Source organism: Kitasatospora sp. NPDC030952, assembly GCF_055571335.1.
Genome location: NZ_JBVIFM010000002.1, coordinates 358529 through 376452, shown reverse-complemented (window position 1 = coordinate 376452; position 17924 = coordinate 358529). Strand labels below are relative to the sequence as shown.

Annotated in this window: 13 protein-coding genes; 6 read left to right on the top strand and 7 right to left on the bottom strand. The window is 72.4% G+C overall.

From position 1 onward, the window contains the following. Nucleotides 1-79 precede the first annotated feature (79 nt). A complete protein-coding gene (locus ACZ47G_RS06370) occupies nucleotides 80-1369 on the bottom strand; it encodes an ABC transporter substrate-binding protein (RefSeq protein ID WP_465740312.1) in 1290 nt (429 codons plus the stop codon). A gap of 219 nt (nucleotides 1370-1588) precedes the next feature. Here ACZ47G_RS06370 and ACZ47G_RS06365 point away from each other — a divergent pair, with 219 nt between their 5' ends. The 4 genes from ACZ47G_RS06365 (at nucleotide 1589) to ACZ47G_RS06350 (ending at nucleotide 10352) form a co-directional block, all read left to right on the top strand. Then, entirely contained in the window at nucleotides 1589-2638 is a 1050-nt protein-coding gene (locus tag ACZ47G_RS06365; RefSeq protein ID WP_465740311.1) for a LacI family DNA-binding transcriptional regulator, read from the top strand. Between the two features lie 225 nt (nucleotides 2639-2863). Further along, nucleotides 2864-5386: an endo-beta-N-acetylglucosaminidase gene (locus ACZ47G_RS06360; RefSeq protein ID WP_465740310.1), complete on the top strand. Its 2523-nt coding sequence runs from the start codon at nucleotides 2864-2866 to the stop codon at nucleotides 5384-5386. 26 nt (nucleotides 5387-5412) lie between these two features. Then, a complete protein-coding gene (locus ACZ47G_RS06355; RefSeq protein WP_465740309.1) occupies nucleotides 5413-9660 on the top strand; it encodes a glycoside hydrolase family 38 N-terminal domain-containing protein in 4248 nt (1415 codons plus the stop codon). Continuing rightward, on the top strand, nucleotides 9657-10352 hold the full coding sequence (locus ACZ47G_RS06350; RefSeq protein WP_465740308.1) for a DUF7158 domain-containing protein: 696 nt from the start codon (nucleotides 9657-9659) through the stop codon (nucleotides 10350-10352). Before ACZ47G_RS06355 ends, ACZ47G_RS06350 begins: the two co-directional genes overlap by 4 nt. Nucleotides 10353-10423: 71 nt before the next feature. Here ACZ47G_RS06350 and tgmC read toward each other — a convergent pair whose 3' ends face one another. The 3 genes from tgmC to tgmA are packed head-to-tail and all read right to left on the bottom strand — an operon-like array spanning nucleotide 10424 to nucleotide 12851. After that, a complete protein-coding gene (gene tgmC, locus ACZ47G_RS06345) occupies nucleotides 10424-11566 on the bottom strand; it encodes an ATP-grasp peptide maturase system methyltransferase (RefSeq protein WP_465740307.1) in 1143 nt (380 codons plus the stop codon). Beyond that, nucleotides 11563-12525: an ATP-grasp ribosomal peptide maturase gene (tgmB, locus tag ACZ47G_RS06340; RefSeq protein WP_465740306.1), complete on the bottom strand. Its 963-nt coding sequence runs from the start codon at nucleotides 12523-12525 to the stop codon at nucleotides 11563-11565. The genes tgmC and tgmB overlap by 4 nt, the downstream gene beginning before the upstream one ends. Continuing rightward, nucleotides 12525-12851, bottom strand: a complete 327-nt coding sequence (tgmA, locus tag ACZ47G_RS06335) for a putative ATP-grasp-modified RiPP (RefSeq protein WP_465740305.1) — start codon at nucleotides 12849-12851, stop codon at nucleotides 12525-12527. The genes tgmB and tgmA overlap by 1 nt, the downstream gene beginning before the upstream one ends. A 154-nt stretch (nucleotides 12852-13005) precedes the next feature. Here tgmA and ACZ47G_RS06330 point away from each other — a divergent pair, with 154 nt between their 5' ends. After that, a complete protein-coding gene (locus ACZ47G_RS06330) occupies nucleotides 13006-14349 on the top strand; it encodes a helix-turn-helix transcriptional regulator (RefSeq protein WP_465740304.1) in 1344 nt (447 codons plus the stop codon). 41 nt (nucleotides 14350-14390) lie between these two features. Next, nucleotides 14391-15374: a serine/threonine dehydratase gene (locus tag ACZ47G_RS06325; protein ID WP_465740303.1), complete on the top strand. Its 984-nt coding sequence runs from the start codon at nucleotides 14391-14393 to the stop codon at nucleotides 15372-15374. Here ACZ47G_RS06325 and ACZ47G_RS06320 read toward each other — a convergent pair. The 3 genes from ACZ47G_RS06320 to ACZ47G_RS06310 all read right to left on the bottom strand — a co-directional run bounded on the left by ACZ47G_RS06320 (nucleotide 15366) and on the right by ACZ47G_RS06310 (nucleotide 17890). Then, nucleotides 15366-15893 carry a hypothetical protein gene (locus ACZ47G_RS06320; protein WP_465740302.1) on the bottom strand — a complete coding sequence of 176 codons (528 nt, stop codon included), beginning with the start codon at nucleotides 15891-15893 and terminating at the stop codon, nucleotides 15366-15368. The two genes, ACZ47G_RS06325 and ACZ47G_RS06320, sit on opposite strands and share 9 nt — an antisense overlap. 78 nt (nucleotides 15894-15971) lie before the next feature. After that, nucleotides 15972-16646, bottom strand: coding sequence for a LuxR C-terminal-related transcriptional regulator (locus tag ACZ47G_RS06315; RefSeq protein WP_465740301.1), 675 nt, complete (start codon nucleotides 16644-16646; stop codon nucleotides 15972-15974). Beyond that, a complete protein-coding gene (locus ACZ47G_RS06310; RefSeq protein WP_465740300.1) occupies nucleotides 16634-17890 on the bottom strand; it encodes a sensor histidine kinase in 1257 nt (418 codons plus the stop codon). Before ACZ47G_RS06310 ends, ACZ47G_RS06315 begins: the two co-directional genes overlap by 13 nt. Nucleotides 17891-17924: the final 34 nt, after the last annotated feature.

The window sequence follows — 17924 nt, the reverse complement described above, 5'->3', positions numbered from 1 at the left end:
GGGGGGGTGTGGTGTGGGGTGGGGTGGTGCGGGGTGGTGCCGGTGCGGGGTGGTGCGGGGTGGTGCCGGGGTGGGTGGGTCAGCCCTTGAGCAGCTTGTCGCACTGCTCGACGGCCGTGTCCAGCGCCTGCTTGGAGCTGGCCTGGCCGCCGATGGCGAGGGCGAACTGCTGCTTGACGATGGTGCCCATCGCGTCGTCCACCTCGACCGGCTGGATCAGCTGGGCCTTGGCGAGCGAGTTGAAGGCGATCACCTTCGCGTCGCCCGCGTTGGTGCCGTCGCTCTTGCTGAAGAAGGGGTCGTTCGCGGAGGCCTTGGTGGACGGGAAGACACTGGTCAGGTGGGCGAAGGCGGCCTGGTTCTCCGGGCTGGTCACCCAGCGGGCGAGCGCCACCGCGGCGGCCGGGTTCTTGGTGTTCTTGGGGATGGACAGGCCCTGGACGTACAGCGGCGGGGTGCCCATCGCGGGGGAGGGGACGACCTTCGGCGCCAGCGAGGGGTTGTCGGTGGCGAGGCTGGTGATGAAGTTGCCGCCGCCGGTGGTCCAGGCCGCGGTGCCGGCGCTGAACAGCTTGGAGTTGCCGGCGTAGGTGTCGGTGAGCACCCCGTTCGGCATCAGGCCGTCCTTGAAGGCTGCCCGGTACTTGTCGAGCAGGGCGGCGGCCTCGGGGGTGTTGAAGGTGAAGGACTTGCCGTCGTCGGCCATGATCTTCACGCCGATGTTGTAGAGGTCGCCGAGGCCCGGCTTGCGGCTCATCAGGTAGGTCTGGCCGCCGGACTTCTCCTTCATCACCCGGGCCTGGGCGATGAGTTCGTCCAGGTTGGCCGGGGGCTTCTTCGGGTCCAGTCCGTTCTTGTCGAGGAGGTCCGAACTCCAGTAGTTCACATCGGTGTTGAGGTACCAGGGGTAGCCGAAGGTGCCCTGGTAGCCGTGGTAGCGGTAGGCGTCCACGCCGCCGGCCACGTACTCGTTGGCGAGCTTGGGGTCGGCCTTGGCGACGTCCAGCAGGACGTCCTTCCTGGCCAGCGGGAAGGCGAAGTCCGGCGGGAGGTTGACCACGTCGGGCAAGGTGCCGGAGGCGGCCTGGCTGAGCACCTTGTCGGCGTAGCCCTCGCCGGGCTGGTCCAGCCAGTCGACCTCGACGCCGGGGTACTTCTTCTTGAAGCCGTCGATCACGCCCTGCATGTAGTCGGTGAACTTCGGCTTGAGTGACCAGGTCTGGATCGAGACCTTGCCCTTGACCTCACCGGTGGCGGCCGCACTCGCCACGTTGTCGCTGCTCTTGGTGTCTCCGGAGCCGAGTCCGCAGCCGGTGAGGGCCGCCGCGGTGAGGGCCGTCGTGGTCAGTGCCGCCCAGATTCTTCGCATGAGGGTCTCCCGGTCCTGGGGTGGGTGGGGGATCGCGGCGAGCTCGGGTGGGTGTCCGGGGTGATGCGTCCGGGGTGGGTGCACGTGGACGGTGAGCTCGCGGGTTTGCGCGTTCTTGGGTTGTGTCGAGTTCCAGAAACTGACTAACTAAACCGGTCTAGCTCTGGCAGGGACTATGCTCCCGCCTAAACTTGGCTGTCAAGAGAGGAGTCGGGTTCTGTGGGCAGACCGACGATCGCCGACATCGCGCGCCAGGCCGGTGTCTCCAAGGGCGCGGTCTCCTTCGCGCTCAACGGCCGCCCGGGTGTCAGCGAGGCGACCAGGGACCGGATCCTGCGGGTCGCCGAGGAGATGAACTGGCGCCCGCACAGCGCCGCCCGCGCCCTCGGCGGGGCCCGGTCCGACGCCGTCGGCCTGGTGATCGCCCGCCCCGCCCGCACCATCGGCGTCGAGCCGTTCTTCAGCCAACTGCTGTCCGGCCTGCAGGCGGTGCTCTCGGCCAGCTCGATCGCCCTGCACCTGATGGTGGTCGAGGACACCGCCGCCGAGATCGAGGTCTACCGGCGCTGGGCCTCCGAACACCGGGTGGACGGCTTCATCGTGGTGGACCTCCAGGTCAAGGACCCCCGACTGCCCGTCCTGGACGAACTCGGGCTGCCCGCCGTCGTGCTGGGCGGCCCCGGCAAGGGCGGCAACCAGCTGCGGATCTGGGCCGACGACCGGGAGGCGATGCTCTCCATCGTCGACTACCTCGCCGCCATCGGACACCGCCGGATCGCCCACCTCGCCGGGCTGCCGCACTTCCAGCACACCCAGCGCCGGATCCGCGCGCTGCGCGACGCCTCGCGCCGGCTCGGCCTGGAGGAGGCCCTGTCGGTGCCCACCGACTTCAGCGACGCCGAGGGCGCGGCGGCCACCCGTACCCTGCTCTCCCGGCCCCGGCGGCCCACCGCGATCGTCTACGACAGCGACGTGATGGCCGTCGCCGGGCTCGGCGTGGCCGGGGAGATGGGCGTCGCGGTGCCCGGGGAGCTGTCCATCGTCTCCTTCGACGACTCGGTGCTCGCCCGGATCGTCCACCCGCCGCTGACCGCGCTCAGCCGGGACACCTTCGCGCTCGGCGAGCAGGTCGCCCGCAGCCTGCTGGAGGCGCTGGACGGGGCGGGAGCCGGGCGGGACCTGCAGATGCCGACGCCCCGGCTGACGGTGCGGGAGTCGACCTCGCCGCCGGGGGGCGCGTCGTACGGCGGTCAGCGCGGCGCGTCGTAGCTCCGTGGAGTGGTTGCTGCGCGAGCCGTTGACAGTCGTTCTGAACCGGTTTAGCCTCGCTGCGCCGAGCGGGCTCCGCCCTGGGTGCGTACCGGTCCCGGCCCCCCGGGAGGTCCGCTCGTTGCGACTCCACCGCTCAGTACCGGCACGCCCACATGCAGCCGGGCCCCCGTCCGCGACGGCGGCGGCCCGCCCCCACTCCCTCCGCTCGATCGGAGCCACCGCATGTCACGACGCCTCCCCCTGCTGCTCAGCGCCGCGCTCGCGACGGCCGCGCTGACGGCCGCCCCCTCGGCCGGGGCAGCCCCCTCGGCCGGGGCCGCACCGAGACCGGCCCCGGCGCCCGCCGCCGCGACCGGGCCCGCCGCCGCTCCCGCAGCCGCGACCGCCCCCGCCGCCACGACCGCGACAGCCGGTTCGGGCAGCCAGCCGTACGCCTCCTACTGGTACCCCAGCTCGATCCTCAACTGGGACCCGGCCACCGACCCGGACGCCCGGTTCAACCGCTCCCGCGTCCCGCTCCAGCCCCGCACCAGCGACCCGGCCCTGGCCGCCAACCCCAACGCCAGGGCGGGTGAGGGGAAGATCGCCTCGCTGGTCTCCTTCGGCCCCACCTCCAACAACCCCTCCCAGGGCTCCGCCGACCCCAACTACTACGCCTTCGGCTACTGGCAGTACGTCGACAAGCTGGTGTTCTGGGGCGGCTCGGCCGGCGAGGGCCTGGTCCTCGCGCCGAACCCGACCGTGATCGACGCCGCCCACCGCAACGGCGTCAAGGTCTACGGCACCGTCTTCTTCCCGCCCGCCGCGTACGGCGGCCAGCTCCAGTGGGTGCGCGACTTCGTCCAGAAGTCCGGCGGCCGCTACCCCGTCGCCGACAAGCTCACCCAGGCCGCCCAGTACTACGGCTTCGACGGCTGGTTCATCAACCAGGAGACCAGCGGCGGCGACGCGGGCCTCGCCACCGACCTGCGCGACCTGATGCAGTACACCAAGGCGCAGAGCGGCACCGAGTTCATGTGGTACGACGCGATGACCACCTCGGGCGCGGTGGACTGGCAGAACGCCCTCACCTCCGCCAACTCGCCGTTCCTGCAGGACGGTCCGAAGCGCACCTCGGACTCGATGTTCCTCAACTTCGGCTGGACGTCCGACGGTCTGGACTCCTCCCGCACCCTGGCCCGGAAACTCGGCCGCAGTGAGTACGAGTTGTACTCCGGCATCGACACCGAGGCGAACGGCTACAACACCTCCGTCGACTGGAACACCCTCTTCCCGTCCGGGCAGCCGCACACCACCTCGCTCGGCCTCTACCGCCCCGAGTGGACCTGGAAGTCCGCCACCGACCGGGCCGACTTCTACGCCAAGGACGCCCGCTACTGGGTCGGCGCCAAGAACGACCCGTCGAACACCGACCTCTCCAGCAGCTGGCCCGGTCTGGCCGGCTACGTCGCCGAGTCCTCGCCGATCACCGCCAAACCCTTCGTCACCAACTTCGACACCGGCCAGGGCGACTTCTACAACGCGGCCGGCACCCGGGTCGCCACCGGCGGCTGGAACAACCTCTCACTGCAGGACGTCCCGCCGACCTACCGCTGGGTGGTCGACTCCAGCGGCAGCAAGCTGAGGCCGTCGGTCGACTTCACCGACGCCTACCAGGGCGGCTCCTCGCTGCGGCTGACCGGCACCCTGGACGCCACCAACACCGTACGGCTGTACCAGACCAAGCTGCCGGTCGCCGCGAACACCAAGCTCGACCTGGTGGTCAAGACCCCGGCCGCCGGCCCGACCAGGCTCAAGGCCGCGGTTTCCTTCACCGACGCCCCGGGCAGCTTCACCACCGTGGACGTCGGGGACAACTCCGGGACCGGCTGGGAGCGGCACACCCTCGACCTCTCCCGGTACGCGGGCCGCACCATCTCCCAGCTCGCCCTCCAGGCGGCCGGATCGGATCCCTCGTACGACCTGCGAGTCGGCCAAGTCGCCCTCTACGACGGCGCGGTGGAGACCCCGGCGGCGCCGGGCGGGCTGACCGTGCTCGGCGCGAGCGACGTGACGGCCGGCGCCAGCCAGTCGCTGCGGCTCTCCTGGACGGCGGCGCCCGGCGGCAACGTCCACCACTACGAGGTGTACCGGCGCAACCCGGACGGCACCCGCACCTTCCTGGGGGCCACGCCCAACGACGCGTACTTCGTCGGGAAGCTCGACCGGGCGGGTACAGAGGCCACCACCACGCTGGACGTCGAGGCGGTGTCCACCACCTACGGGCATTCCAACGTCGCTTCCACCACGGTCGGTTGGGACGGCTCGCCGCCCTCGACGTCGACCAACCTGGCGCTGAAGCGCCCCGCCACCGCCTCCGGCCAGTGCAACGCCAACGAGGGCCCGGCCAAGGCCGTCAACGGCAGCGTCAACGGCGGTACCAGCGACAAGTGGTGCACCCTGAGCGGGTCCAAGTGGCTCGAGGTGGACCTCGGTTCGGCGAAGAAGCTGGACAAGTTCGTGGTCAAGCACGCCCAGGCGGGCGGCGAGAGCGCCTCGTACAACACCCGGGACTTCTCCATCCAGACCCGCTCCAGGACCACCGACCCGTGGACGACCGTCGCCACCGTGACCGGCAACACCGCGGGCACCACCACCCACCCGGTGGACACCACCGCCCGCTACGTCCGGCTGGTCGTCACCAAGCCCACCCAGAACAGCGATCCGGCCGCCCGTATCTACGAGTTCGAGGCCTGGGGCCAGTAGGCCTCCGTACCGAAAGGACCACCCCCGTGCCGGTCACCACCATCACCGCCGTCGAGAGCACCGACCTCTTCACCGGTCCCGAGGACGCCCCGCGCCAGCTGCTGCGGGTCACGGTCGAGGGGCCGGCCGCCCGGATCACCGTCAGCGGGGCGGGTGTTCGCGGCGAGGCGACCGGCACGGGGCTGGTCGAAGTCCCGCTGGAGATCACCGGAGCGGCCGTCGGCTCCCAACTGCCCGTCAAGGTGAGGGCGTTGTCCAGTGAGGCTGCCGGTGTGGTGGAGGTCGCGGAGCCCGGCTGGACGATGTTCCTGGTCTCCCACTTCCACTACGACCCGGTCTGGTGGAACACCCAGGCCGCCTACACCTCCCCGTGGGAGCTGCTCTCCGCCGACGCCACCACCCGGCCGCTGTGGGAGCGCAACGGCTTCGCCCTGGTCGACGCCCACCTGGACCTCGCCCTACGGGACCCGGTGTACAAGTTCGTACTCGCCGAAGTCGACTACCTGAAGCCGTACTTCGACCAGCACCCGGAGCGGCGCTCGGTGCTCCGGACGCTGCTGGAGCGCGGGCAGGTCGAACTCGTCGGCGGCACCTACAACGAGCCCAACACCAACCTCACCGGCGCCGAGACCACCATCCGCAACATCGTCTACGGCATCGGCTACCAGCGCGACATCCTCGGAGGCGACCCGCAAACCGCCTGGCAGCTCGACGTGTTCGGGCACGACCCGCAGTTCCCCGGCCACCTCGCCGCGGCCGGGCTCACCGGCAGCGCCTGGGCCCGCGGGCCGTTCCACCAGTGGGGCCCGATCCAGAAGAACTTCCGCCAGGGCAAGGACGACGCCCGGGTGATGCAGTTTCCCAGCGAGTTCGAGTGGATCGCCCCCGGCGGCGAGGGCGTGCTCACCCACTACATGCCGCACCACTACTCGGCCGGCTGGTGGATGGACTCCTCGCCCGACCTCGCCACCGCCGAGCAGGCCGTGTACGAGCTGTACCGGAAGCTCAAGCCGGTCGGGGCGACGAAGAACCTGCTGCTGCCGGTGGGGACGGACTACACCCCGCCGAACAAGTGGGTCACCGCGATCCACCGCTCCTGGGCCGACAAGTACCTGTGGCCGCGCTTCGTCTGCGCCACCCCGCGCGACTTCCTGGACGCCGTCCGGGCCGAACTCGCCGCCACCGGCCGCCGGCCCAGCCCGCAGACCCGCGACATGAACCCGGTGTACACCGGCAAGGACGTCTCCTACATCGACACCAAGCAGGCCCAACGGGCGGGCGAGGTCGCGGCGGTGGACGCGGAGAAGCTCGCCGCGCTGGCCGTCGTCAACGGGCTCGGCAGCTACCCGGCCGCCGCGCTCGACAAAGTGTGGCGCCAACTCGCCTACGGCGCGCACCACGACGCGATCACGGGCAGCGAGTCGGACCAGGTGTACCTCGACCTGCTCGGCGGCTGGCGGGAGGCGTACGACCTCGCCGCGGCCGTCCGGGACGCGGCGCTGGACGCGCTGACGGCCCGGATCTCCACGGTGGGGATGTCCGCGGTGGGGGGCTCCACGGCCGGCCCCGGTTCGGCGGTGGGCCCCGGTTCGGTGGTGGGCGTGGGTGCGGCGGTGGTGGTGACCAACACGCTGTCCTTCGACCGGACGGGCCTGGTCACGGTTGAACTGCCGTCCGGCGTCGAGTCGGTGCGCGTGCTGGACGAGACGGGCGCGCCGGTGCCGAGCGCCGTCGACCGGGGGATGCTGCGGTTCCTGGCGGCGGACGTGCCCGCGCTCGGGTGGCGCACCTGGCGGCTGGTTCCCGGGGAGCCCGAGCCGGCCTGGGTCGAGGCGCCCGGTGGGGTGATCACCAACGGCCGGTACCGGGTGACGGCCGACCCGGCGCGGGGCGGCGGGCTGTCCTCCGTCTACGACCTGCTGCACGGACGGGAGTTGATCCAGGACGGCCTGATCGGCAACGAACTGCGGGTGTACCAGGAGTACCCCCAGCACCCCGACTTCGGCGAGGGCCCGTGGCACCTGGTGCCGAGCGGGCCGGTGGCCGGCTCCGGGGCCGCCGCCGGCTCCGTCCGCCGCGAGACCGGCCCGCTCGGCGAGCGGCTGGTGATCGGCGGCACGGTCGACGGCCTCCGCTACGAGCAGACGGTGACGCTCTGGCGCGGCCTGGACCGGGTCGACTGCCGGACCAGGGTCCTCGACTACTCCGGCGCCGACCGGCTGCTGCGGCTGCGCTTCCCGGTGGACGTCCCCGGCGGGCTGCCGGTCAGCGAGGTCGCCGGGGCGGTCGTCGGGCGCGGCTTCGCGATGCCCGACGTCGACTCGGCGGAGGCGCCGTGGACGCTGGACAACCCGGCCAACACCTGGTTCGGCCTCGGCGCCACAGCGCGCGCCGTGCTCACCTCCGCCACCGGCGAGGTCACCGGCGCACGGGCACTCGGCGTGGCCGAGGTGGTGGTCCCCGCGCTGGACGACGCCGCCGACGCCCGCCCGCTGGTGGTCGCCCTCGCCCGGGTCGGCGTCACCGCCACCACCTCGGGGGCGGACTGGGCGCGGTACGGCTGGCTGGACGTCGACTCCAACCTGCCGGACTTCCGGATCGTCGTCGGCGGCTCGGAAGTCAACGACGCGGCACGGGAGTTGATCGATCAGGCGGGAGAGGAGTACGCGGCCGCGCTGAAGGCGCACGGCGCGGTGTGGGTGCCCGCGCTCACCCCGCTCGCCGAGGTCTGGCGGCCGGACGCCGACCTGCGCGACCTGCGCGCCCTGCCGGCCCTGGTGGTCGCCGATGTGCCGGCCCTGGTGGACGACCTCGCGGACGCCCGGATCACCGCCGTCTGCCCGGCGGTCGTGACCGATCAACTCGCCGACCACACCGTGGCGTTGCTCAGCTTCGGGCTGCCCGGCTTCGCCGTGGACACCACCGGCGCGCTGCACCTGTCGCTGATGCGCTCCTGCACCGGCTGGCCGTCCGGCGTCTGGATCGACCCGCCCCGGCGCACCCTGCCGGACGGCGCCTCCTTCCAACTCCAGCACTGGACCCATGAGTTCAGCTATGCGCTGGTCGGTGGTGACGGCGACTGGCGGGCCCAGACGCTGCCTGCGCAGGGGCAGGAGTTCAACCACCCGCTGTACGCGCGGTTCGTGTCCGCGCCGCAGGACGGGCCGCTGCCCGGGACCCTCTCCTGGCTGCGGGTCGAGCCGCAGCGCGAGGTGCTGCTCGGCGCGCTCAAGCCGGTGGGGAACCCGATCGCCCACGGCTCGGCGTCCCCCGGGGGCGACGACCTCACCGTCCGGCTGGTCGAGTCGACCGGCCTCGGACGGACGGCACGGCTCGGCGGCGCGCTCGGCCTGACCGACCTGCGCTCCGCCGACCTGCTGGAACGCCCCCAGGGCCCGGCCGACTTGGACCTGGCCGGCTCGCAGATCGTCACCCTGCTCGGGGTTCCCGGCGTCGTGGCCCGTTCCGAGGGTCCGGTACTCGGCCCGGTGGCCGAACCCGCCCAGCCCGTCCACGCCCGCTACTGGCTGCACAACCGGGGCCCGGCACCGCTCGGCTACCTGCCGGTGTCGGTCGGTGCCTCGCCCGGGCTGCTGCGGACGGCGGGGGAGACGGTGACGCTCTCGGTCGCGCTCTCCTCGCAGCTGCGGGACGCCGCCGTCGAGGGCACGGCGGTGGTGCTGCCGCCGGAGGGCTGGGCGAGCAGCGTCGGCAGCCGCCCGTACCGGCTGACGGCCGGCGGTCACCTGCGGTTCCCGGTGACCCTGACGCCGCCGTCGGACGTCGAACCCGGGCTGCACTTCGCCGCTGTCCGGATCGAGCACGACGGGCAGCAGATCGAGGACGTGGTGTCGATCGCCGTCGGCGAGCTGCCCGGGCTGCTGCCCGTCGTCGGGGACGCCCCCGAGGACTGGACGGCCGCCCAGGGCACCAAGGCGACGACCGGACGGGACACCGGACTGTCCGTGGACGTCTCCGACGAGCTCCTGCGGGTCGCCCCCGGCGGGCGTGCCGTTCTCAGCCTCACCCTCACCAACCGCACGCGCGGGGAGATCCGCGGTGAGCTGCAACTGGTGTCCCCGTGGGGCACCTGGGAGGCGATCGCCGACCCGGTGCGCGGCTTCGCCGTCCCGGCCGGTTCCGCCGTCACCGTCGACTTCGCGGTCACCGCCCCCGAGTCCGCCGACCCCGGCGCGTACTGGGCCCTGGCCAAGGTGATGTGGTTCGGCCGCTGCCAGTACGCCCCGACCGTCGCCCTGGTGGTGGAGGCATGACCCTCGGCCTGCTCGACGGGCGCCCGATCCCGCGCACCGCCCTCGACGTGCGCCTCGCCGCCCTGCGGACCGGCCCGCGCTCCACCGCCCTGCCGCAGCCCGGCAGTTCGGAGGATCGGCAACTCACGCGGTGGGTCGCGCAGGTGCTGCTGACCGAGGCCCTCTGTGAGGTGGTCGCCGCCGAGCGGGGGCTGCCGGTCGCGTCTTCCGGCCCCGCCCGCCTGGACCAACAAGCGGCCGTCGAGCTCGGCTCCATCACGGCGGCGGCCTACGAGGGCAGCGCGGCCGTCCGGGCCGTCTATCAATCCGTGACCGCCGACATCGAGCCCGCACCCGAGGACATCGCCCACTACCGGGGCATGACCGCCCGCCCACCGGCCACCCGCTGGCACCTCGCCCTCCCCGACGGCGGCTTCGAAGCCGACCCCGACACCCTCCCGGAGGCCCTCGCCGAGGCCCTCCGCGAGGCCCCGCCGGGCGAGTGGGTCACCGTAGGCCCCTGGACGGCGATGCTCCTCGCCACCCTCACCATCCCGCAGAACCCCGACCCCACCCCGGTCCTTCGGGAGGCTGCCCGCAGAGCGGAGTTCGTCCGCTGGCTCGACCACCAACGCGCCCAACGCCTCACCCTGGTCGAGGGATTGGAACACCCCGGCGACCCGGCCCAGCCCGACAACCAGCACCGCCACTGAGCAGCCCGGCACTCCGCCCGCCGCGCCCGGCCCCCGGGCGCGGCGGGCAGAGTGGCCAGGACCGCTGTGCGTCAGATCGGCAGGTTCCAGCCGGGCCCGTCCTCGGTACGGAGCCACACCCGCTGTCCGGCGGCGGAGACCGTGATGCCGAACTCCTGCTGGTGGGGTTCGCCGGCGGCCTGCCAGTGCTGCATCGCCCGCTCGACCTGATCCCACAGACGGACGGGACCGCGCTGCACGACGGTCCACCCGCCCTTCGGGTCGGGTGCCGTCCGGGCCTGCGAGCCGGTGGACACGTCCAAGAGGATCTGTTCCGCTCCCGCTCCCATGCGTTCCGCCGAGGGCGCCGCGAGCTGCGCGACCCAGCTGCCGGTCCAGTCGTCGAGCTTCGCGGGGTCGATCCGGCTCAGGCTCTCCTCTCCCGGCAGCAGGGCCAGCGTCGATCGGGGCGGCCGGTCATGGGGCCGGGCGATCATGAAGCTGGTGTAGCCGGGCAGGAAACGGCCGGTGGCCTCACCGGGGCCGGTCACATCGAGCAGTGCGAGGGCGTTGGCGTAGCCCCACCCGGACAGGGTGGCCAGGATCTTGCCTCCCGGCCTCACCTGGTGCAGCCACGGGAGCGGGACGTACCGGACCGAGCAGGTGGCGATGAGGCGGTCGTACTGCCCGCCGTCCGGATCCCCGCGCAGCCCGTCCCCGATGATCAGCCGTGGCGCGAGCCCGGCTGCCTTGAGTGCTGCCGCCGCTGCCGCGCCCACCACCGGGTCGTACTCGATGCTGGTGAGACGGGTGTCCCCGAGGCGGTGGGTGCCGAGCGCGGTCGAATAGCCGGTTCCGGTGCCGATCTCCAGCACCCGGTGTCCGGCTTCGACGTCGAGCTGATGCCACATGCGCAGCACCAGCGAGGGCAGGGTGGACGAGGACGACGGGGAGCCGGGCACGGTGCCCTCGGTCACGTCGTCGGGCCGGGTGCGGCCGTCGAGTTGAGTGATCAGCGTTTCGTCGGAGTAGACCCCCTCCAGCCAGCCGGGCTCGCCCTCCCGGACGGGGCGGTAGCGGGTGGGGACGCTGCCTGCCACCGGCCGGAAGTAGGACCGCGTGAACAGCTCGCGGGGCACCGCCCTGGCAGCGCTGCTCCACTCGGGATCCGTGAGGATGCCGTCCTCGGTGAGTCCGTCCGCCAGGGCAGCGCGGAGCTGAGTTGCCGTGCTCACGTGTCGGGGCCTTTCTCCAGTTGGTCGGCGATGGCGTGGGCGATCGCGGCAGTGGTCTGGGCAGGCTGCCACGCCCACTGGCCGTTCGGGTTGCACTCAAGGAAGTACCACTCGCCGGCGGCGGTTACGGCGAAGTCGAACGCACCGTGGACCAAAAGGAGTTCAGCGAGGTAGGCGACGACCGAACGGGCGATCGGCTCCGGTACCTCGACCGGTGTGCACGTCATGAGGTCCTGGCGGTGACGCCAGTCCAGATCAGGGCTGTCGATCCGGACCCCGAACGCCCGACCGCCCACGACGGTCACCCGTGCGTCGAACGCCTTGTCCACCTTGGCCTGGAACATGTGCGGGCAGACGGACACGGCGTCGGTGATCTCGTCCGCCCGCACATCCCGGACCCACACGCTGTGCGGCTGGTCGTCCACGAGGTAGGGCGTGTTCCACAGCGGTTTGTAGACCACGCCACCGTGCTGACGAGCGGCGAACCTCCGTGCCTCGTGCGGCTCGTTGGTGATCACGGTGTCGGGCGCCAGGAGTCCGCAGCGTCGTGCGGTCGAGAGTTGCACGGGTTTGAACTCGGCGGCCCGGTTCCGCCACGGATGGTTGACGTAGTGCGCGCCGGGCAGGGACGCGAGGATGCCTCCCGTGCCCCAGAGCGCTTGCTCTGCGGCGAACCGGCGATCCTGGTGACTCAACCCGGGCGGTCCCTCGTACGGGGACGGCCTGCGGACCCAGACGGAGCGGATCCGGGTGGTGTCGAGCTCCCGGCTCGCCGTGCGCAGGATGCCCCGCTGCTCGCCAGTGCGGTACCTGGCGGTCAGCGAGGCACCCGCGTGCAGGTCGGTGCCGGGATCGAGGCGGACCACGGGAACCCGGCGTTCGGCGAGCAGCCGCAACACCACGTCCGCCGTCACGTCATGGGGGTTGGTCAGTACCAGCACCGACCTGCTGTCACCCATCAGCCGGAACTCTGGTCCTGGTCGTACGACTCGGTGCTGTCCGCGTCGGTCGCACCGCCCGGACCGGCCCCGTCACCGGGGGTGGTCGTGGTGGGCGTCAGGCCACTCGTGCTGGTGCCGTGGCTGCCCAGCTCGACCGAGCGGCCGTGCTCGTCCACGATGACCGCGATCTGGGTTTCGGGGTCGATCACGGGCGTGAACCGGGGGACCGTGGTGGTGGCCGAGTACGGTCCCATGCGCCGGGTGCCCCACGGCACGGGCGTCGTCGTCTCTTCTTCTTCGGCGGCCTGATGCCCGGGGCCGGTGATTGCGGCGCATCGCTTCATGCGCGGACTCCTTCCATTCGTGGAGGAAGTTCTTCGGTGTAGTGCGAGTACAGCCCAACTTGTCGTCGCCGAACAGGCATTGTCGGTGGTCCCGGGGTTGTCCCGCCCTTGTCGGCGGTAGGCTCGCGGGCACTGTCGATGATGGGATTGGCCCGTGGACGACCCGATCCGGCACCCCCTCGCCTACGCGCGTGAACTGCGCGGTTGGTCGCAGGGCGAACTCGCCGCCCTGATGGACCGGGCCGCTCGTGGGCACGGGCTGCGCTCGGGGGCCGACAAGGCGGCCGTGAGCCGGTGGGAGAACGGGCGCAAGACGCCGAACCTCGACTCCCAGTTGCTGATCGCCGAGGTCTTCGGCGTCACGGTGTCGGAACTGGAGGCGTACGGCTGGCCGTACTGGCTGCCCGGGCGGGACGAGCCGCTGCCGCTGGGCTCCGCCCATACCGTTCGAACACTCCACGACGCACAGAGGGCTCTCATGGACCGTCGCAGCTTCATGACGTACAGCGCCGTCGCACTGGCAGGGCTCGCCGCGCAGTGGGCCGCGATCGAGCCCGACCGGCTCGGGTCGGCGCTCGGCGGGAGGCAGGTGGACTCCGGGCTGGTGGACTGGTTGGAGGAGACCAGCCGGCAGTTGACGGCCATGCCGACCGAACGGCGGCAGCACACCATCAAGTTGATGGACGCTCAGTTGACCACGGTGACCGACCTGATGGCGGAGGGCCGTTACGGTGACACCATCGGTCGACGGCTCCACCTGCTGGCGGCCGCGCTCGCGACCGCCTGCGGCTGGTACCGCTTCGACCACGGGCGGCACTGGGCCGCCGGCAAGCTCTGGGGTGCCGCCCTGCACTCCGCCCATGCGGCGGGCGACCGCGACCACGGCGCCGGGGTGCTCTCCGACTTCGCCTACCAGTCGAACTGGCTGGGCGAGCCGAAGGTGTCCGTCGACCAGCTCGGGTACGCCCTGTCCGGGACGCGGCACCCGACCGCCAGGTCGCTCCTGCTGCTGCGCCGCGCCAGGGCGCACGCCGCCCTCGGGGACCGTGCCGCCTGCTACCGCGATCTGGCGGAGGCCGAGGCCGCGCTCGGGGCGGGGTCCGTCGACCCGGCGCCGGACTGGTGTGCGTGGATGGGCCCGGCGGACCTGGCCGTGGACTCGGGCCGGTGCCTGCTCGACCTCGGCCGCACCGGCGAGGCCCACGCCCGCATCGCCGAGGGGGTGGCCCTCCTGCCCCGGGCCCGGGACAAGACGCGCGGGGTGTTCCTGACCTACCAGGCCAACGGGTACCTGCAGTCCGGGGACGTCGAGCAGGCGCTCGCCGTCACCCGGGAGTCGCTGGACCTGGCCACCCGGATCGGTGCCCCGCGGTGCGTCGCCCTGGTGCGCGATCTCGGGCCGGCGTTCGCGCCGTACCGTCGGGTCGACGGCGTCCGGGAGTTCTTGGACCGGCTCGAACCGGCGGCCCTTTCCCCGGCCCGGCCGGCCCGGGCATGATCGTCGCCTGGTCGTGATCCCCCATCGGCAGGAGCAGCGAAGTGCACCACCTCACGTACGGCGACATCGAGGCCGCCACCGAGCGGATCGCGGGGCGCGTCCGCCCGGTCGCCCTGACGGCGGTCGATCCGTCTCCCGAGCGGTCCGGCGAGCTGTGGCTGGCGTTGGAGTTCATGCAGCACACCGGGTCGTTCAAGGCCCGTGGTGCGCAGAACTTCCTCCAGGCGCACCGTGAGGCCGGAACCCTGCCCGCTGTGGGGGTGACCATCGCCTCCGGGGGGAACGCCGGGCTGGCGTGCGCCTGGGCGGCGCGGCAACAGGACGTGCGGGCAACGGTGTTCGTGCCGGCCACGGCGCCGGCGGTGAAGGTGTCCAAGCTCCGCGGCCTCGGCGCCGACGTGCGGCTGGTGGGCACGGAGTACGCCGAGGCGCTGGCCGCGTGCGAGGAGTTCGCGGCCGAGGCCGGGGCTCTCGCGGCGCACGCGTACGACCATCCGCTGATCGCGGCCGGGGCGGGCACGCTGCTGGAGGAGATCCACCACCGCATCCCGGACCTGGACACCGTGGTGGTCGCGGTCGGCGGCGGCGGGCTGTTCGCGGGCGTAGCCACCGCCGCCCGGGAGCACGGCGTCCGGACGGTGGCGGTGGAGCCGGAGCACAGCCGCGCGCTGAATGCCGCCCTGGCGGCGGGCCGCCCGGTCGATGTGACGGTGGACTCGGTCGCGGGCGACTCGCTCGGCGCCCGACGGGTCTCCGCCACGGCCCTGGGCGTCGCCCAACTGGACGGTGTCCATTCGGTGTTGGTGCCGGACGCGGAGATCGTCCGCGCGCGCCGGGACCTCTGGGACGACCGCCGGGTGGTCGTCGAGCACGGCGCCGCCACCGCCCTGGCGGCGCTGAACGGCACGTCCGGTCAGCCGGGCGGCTACCGGCCCGAGCCCGGGGAGAAGGTCTGCGTGGTGCTCTGCGGCGCCAACACCGACCCGTCCGACCTGGTCGAGGAGGTTCGCGGCCGGTCAGTCTGACGTGGAGTGGCCGACGCCGGCCGCACCTTGCGCCACGAAGGCGCGGGCGGCTTCGACGATCTCACCTTTGATCTGCTCCAGCGGGATGTTCCAGTTCTCGTTCCAGTCGTCGCCGTTGATGGCCCCGTGGACGAGGCTCTGGAGCTCCTCGGGATATCCCAGTTCCATCGCGACACGCCACCAGATCAGATCGGCGCCCGTCAGTGGATCGAGCTTCCCGTCCACGATCAGGCCGGCCCACCAACGGGCCATCGCCCAGAGCGCCTGATCACGGTCGGTGGGCAGGTCGGGCAGGAGGCCGAGCTCTTCGAGGACCTTGGCGAACAGCTCAGGGGCCTCCGGTTCCTCGTTGCGCCCGAGACCGGCCAGCAGCGCCAGCGAGGGCGAGTCCACCCCACGGAGAAGGGCGTCGAGGCCGGCTGCGATCAGGCGGTCCGACCCGGCGGGATTGCCGGAAGCGCGCTCGATGGCCAGCCAGCGCAAGCTGCTCAGTACGTCCTCGGGGTCGGTCTCGGTCACAGCCACCTGCCTTTCACCTGCAGCATGCCGCATCCGCCGCACCCGGCGCCAAGTGATTCCGGGGCGGACAGGTGCCGGCTAGTCACCGTCCGGTCCCGTCTGCCGGGGGCGGCGCTGGGGGGCTCCGAGATGGGTGAGGACGGCGAGGACGCGGCGGTCGCCGCTGTCCTCGGGTGGGAGGTCGAGCTTCACGAAGATGTTTCCGATGTGCTTGTGCACGGCCCGCTCGGTGACCACGAGGCGGTCGGCGATCTCGGTGTTCCCGTAGCCCTGGGCCATCATCGCGAGGACTTCGCGTTCGCGTTCGGTGAGTCGTGACAGCGGGTTGCCGCGCATCGCGAGCAGCTGCCGGACCACGTCCGGGTCCAGTGCGGTGCCGCCGGCCGCGACGCGGTGGAGGGCGTCGAGGAAGTCGTCGACGCGGGCGACCCGGTCCTTGAGCAGGTAGCCGACGCCGGTGCCGTCGGCGAGGAGTTCTCGGGCGTAGGTGTCCTCGACGTACTGGGAGAGGACGAGGATCGGCAGGCCGGGGACGTGTTCCCGGGCGCGCAGTGCGGCCCTGATGCCCTCGTCGGTGAAGGACGGCGGGAGGCGGACGTCCACCACGGCCACGTCCGGCCGGTGGGTGACGGCGGCCGTCACGAAGGATTCGGCGTCCTCGGTGGTGGCGAGCACCTGGTTGCCCAGGGCCTCCAGCAGTGCGGTGAGTCCCTGCGCGAGCAGGGCGTTGTCCTCGGCGATCACGATCCGCACGGGCACTCCACGGTGATCACGGTGGGTCCGCCGGGCGGGCTCTGGATCCGCAGCGCTCCGTCGACCGCCTCGATGCGCTGCCGCATGCCGCGCAGTCCGGTGCCGCCGCCCTCGGCCGCCCCGCCGCGGCCGTCGTCGGTGATCTCCGCGCGGAGGGAGCCGCCGGTCCTGGCCAGGGTGACCGCCACGGAGCCGGCGTGGGCGTGCTTGGCCGCGTTGGTGAGCGCCTCGGTGATGGCGAAGTACACGGCGACCTCGATGCGCGCCGGTACGTCGCCGAGTTCGCCGAGTTCGCTGGGTCTGCCGGGTTCGCCGAGTTCCAGGGTGGCCGGCACCGGGCAGCGGGCGACGACCGCCGAGACCGCGCCGGCGAGGCCCCGGTCGGCGAGGATCGGCGGGTAGACGGAGCGCAGCACGTCGCGCAGCTCGGCCATCGCCTCCTCGGCGCCCTCCCGTGCCCGGGTCAGCAGCGGGCCGACCGCAGCGGGGTCGGAGCCGAATGTCCGCTCGGCGAGCCCGAGTTGCATGGCAAGGGACACGAGCCGGGCCTGGGTGCCGTCGTGCAGGTCCCGTTCGATGCGGCGCAGCTCGTCGCCGTGCGCGTCGATCGCCCCGGTGCGGGTCCGGTCCAGCGTCGACACGCGTTCGGCGAGCACCGTGGCGGCCGAGGGGGCGAGCAGCCACCTGCTCAGGGACGCCGCCAGCCTGGCGACCAGCGGCGGGCCGAACTGGGCGAGCAGCACGCTCAGCAGGAACTGGGGCAGCCCGGCGTAGACCGCCGACCCCCAGCTGTCGATCGGGATGTTCAGGATCAGCCTGATCGGATCGTCCGTGGGGAACAGCCACCACAGGCCGACGAGTACGAGCACGGCCGCCGGGAACAGGAACAGGGCCGCGCCGATCAGCCCGAGCGCGGGGCCGGCGACCGCCATGGCGGCCGCCCACCGCAGGTCGCGGCCGGTCGCCGGGTCCGACAGCACCGCCATCAGTCGCCGTCGTGCGTGCGGTCCGGCCGGCGCCGTGGAGCTCGCCGCCCACTGTCCCAGCCGGTCGCGCTCGCGGTCGGCCAGCCGGCGCAGCAGCCGGAGCTCGTGCGGCAGGACGAGCAGACCCACGCCGACCAGGCAGAGCACGGCCGAGTAGAGGAGGACGGGCACCAGGACGACCAGGGCCAAGCCGCGGGCGAACACCGCCGTGCAGTACCCGGCGGCACGGGCCGAGCGTGCCGCGCCCGCTCGTGTCATCGATACGTCTTTCACGGCGGACAGTCTTCCGTTC

Excerpts from the sequence above, each read along its gene's own strand:
- ACZ47G_RS06350 (WP_465740308.1), top strand. The coding sequence starts at position 9,657 with ATGACCCTCGGCCTGCTCGACGGGCGCCCGATCCCGCGCACCGCCCTC.
- tgmB (WP_465740306.1), bottom strand. The coding sequence starts at position 12,525 with ATGGGTGACAGCAGGTCGGTGCTGGTACTGACCAACCCCCATGACGTG.
- ACZ47G_RS06360 (WP_465740310.1), top strand. The coding sequence starts at position 2,864 with ATGTCACGACGCCTCCCCCTGCTGCTCAGCGCCGCGCTCGCGACGGCC.
- ACZ47G_RS06370 (WP_465740312.1), bottom strand. The coding sequence starts at position 1,369 with ATGCGAAGAATCTGGGCGGCACTGACCACGACGGCCCTCACCGCGGCG.
- tgmA (WP_465740305.1), bottom strand. The coding sequence starts at position 12,851 with ATGAAGCGATGCGCCGCAATCACCGGCCCCGGGCATCAGGCCGCCGAA.
- ACZ47G_RS06310 (WP_465740300.1), bottom strand. The coding sequence starts at position 17,890 with ATGACACGAGCGGGCGCGGCACGCTCGGCCCGTGCCGCCGGGTACTGC.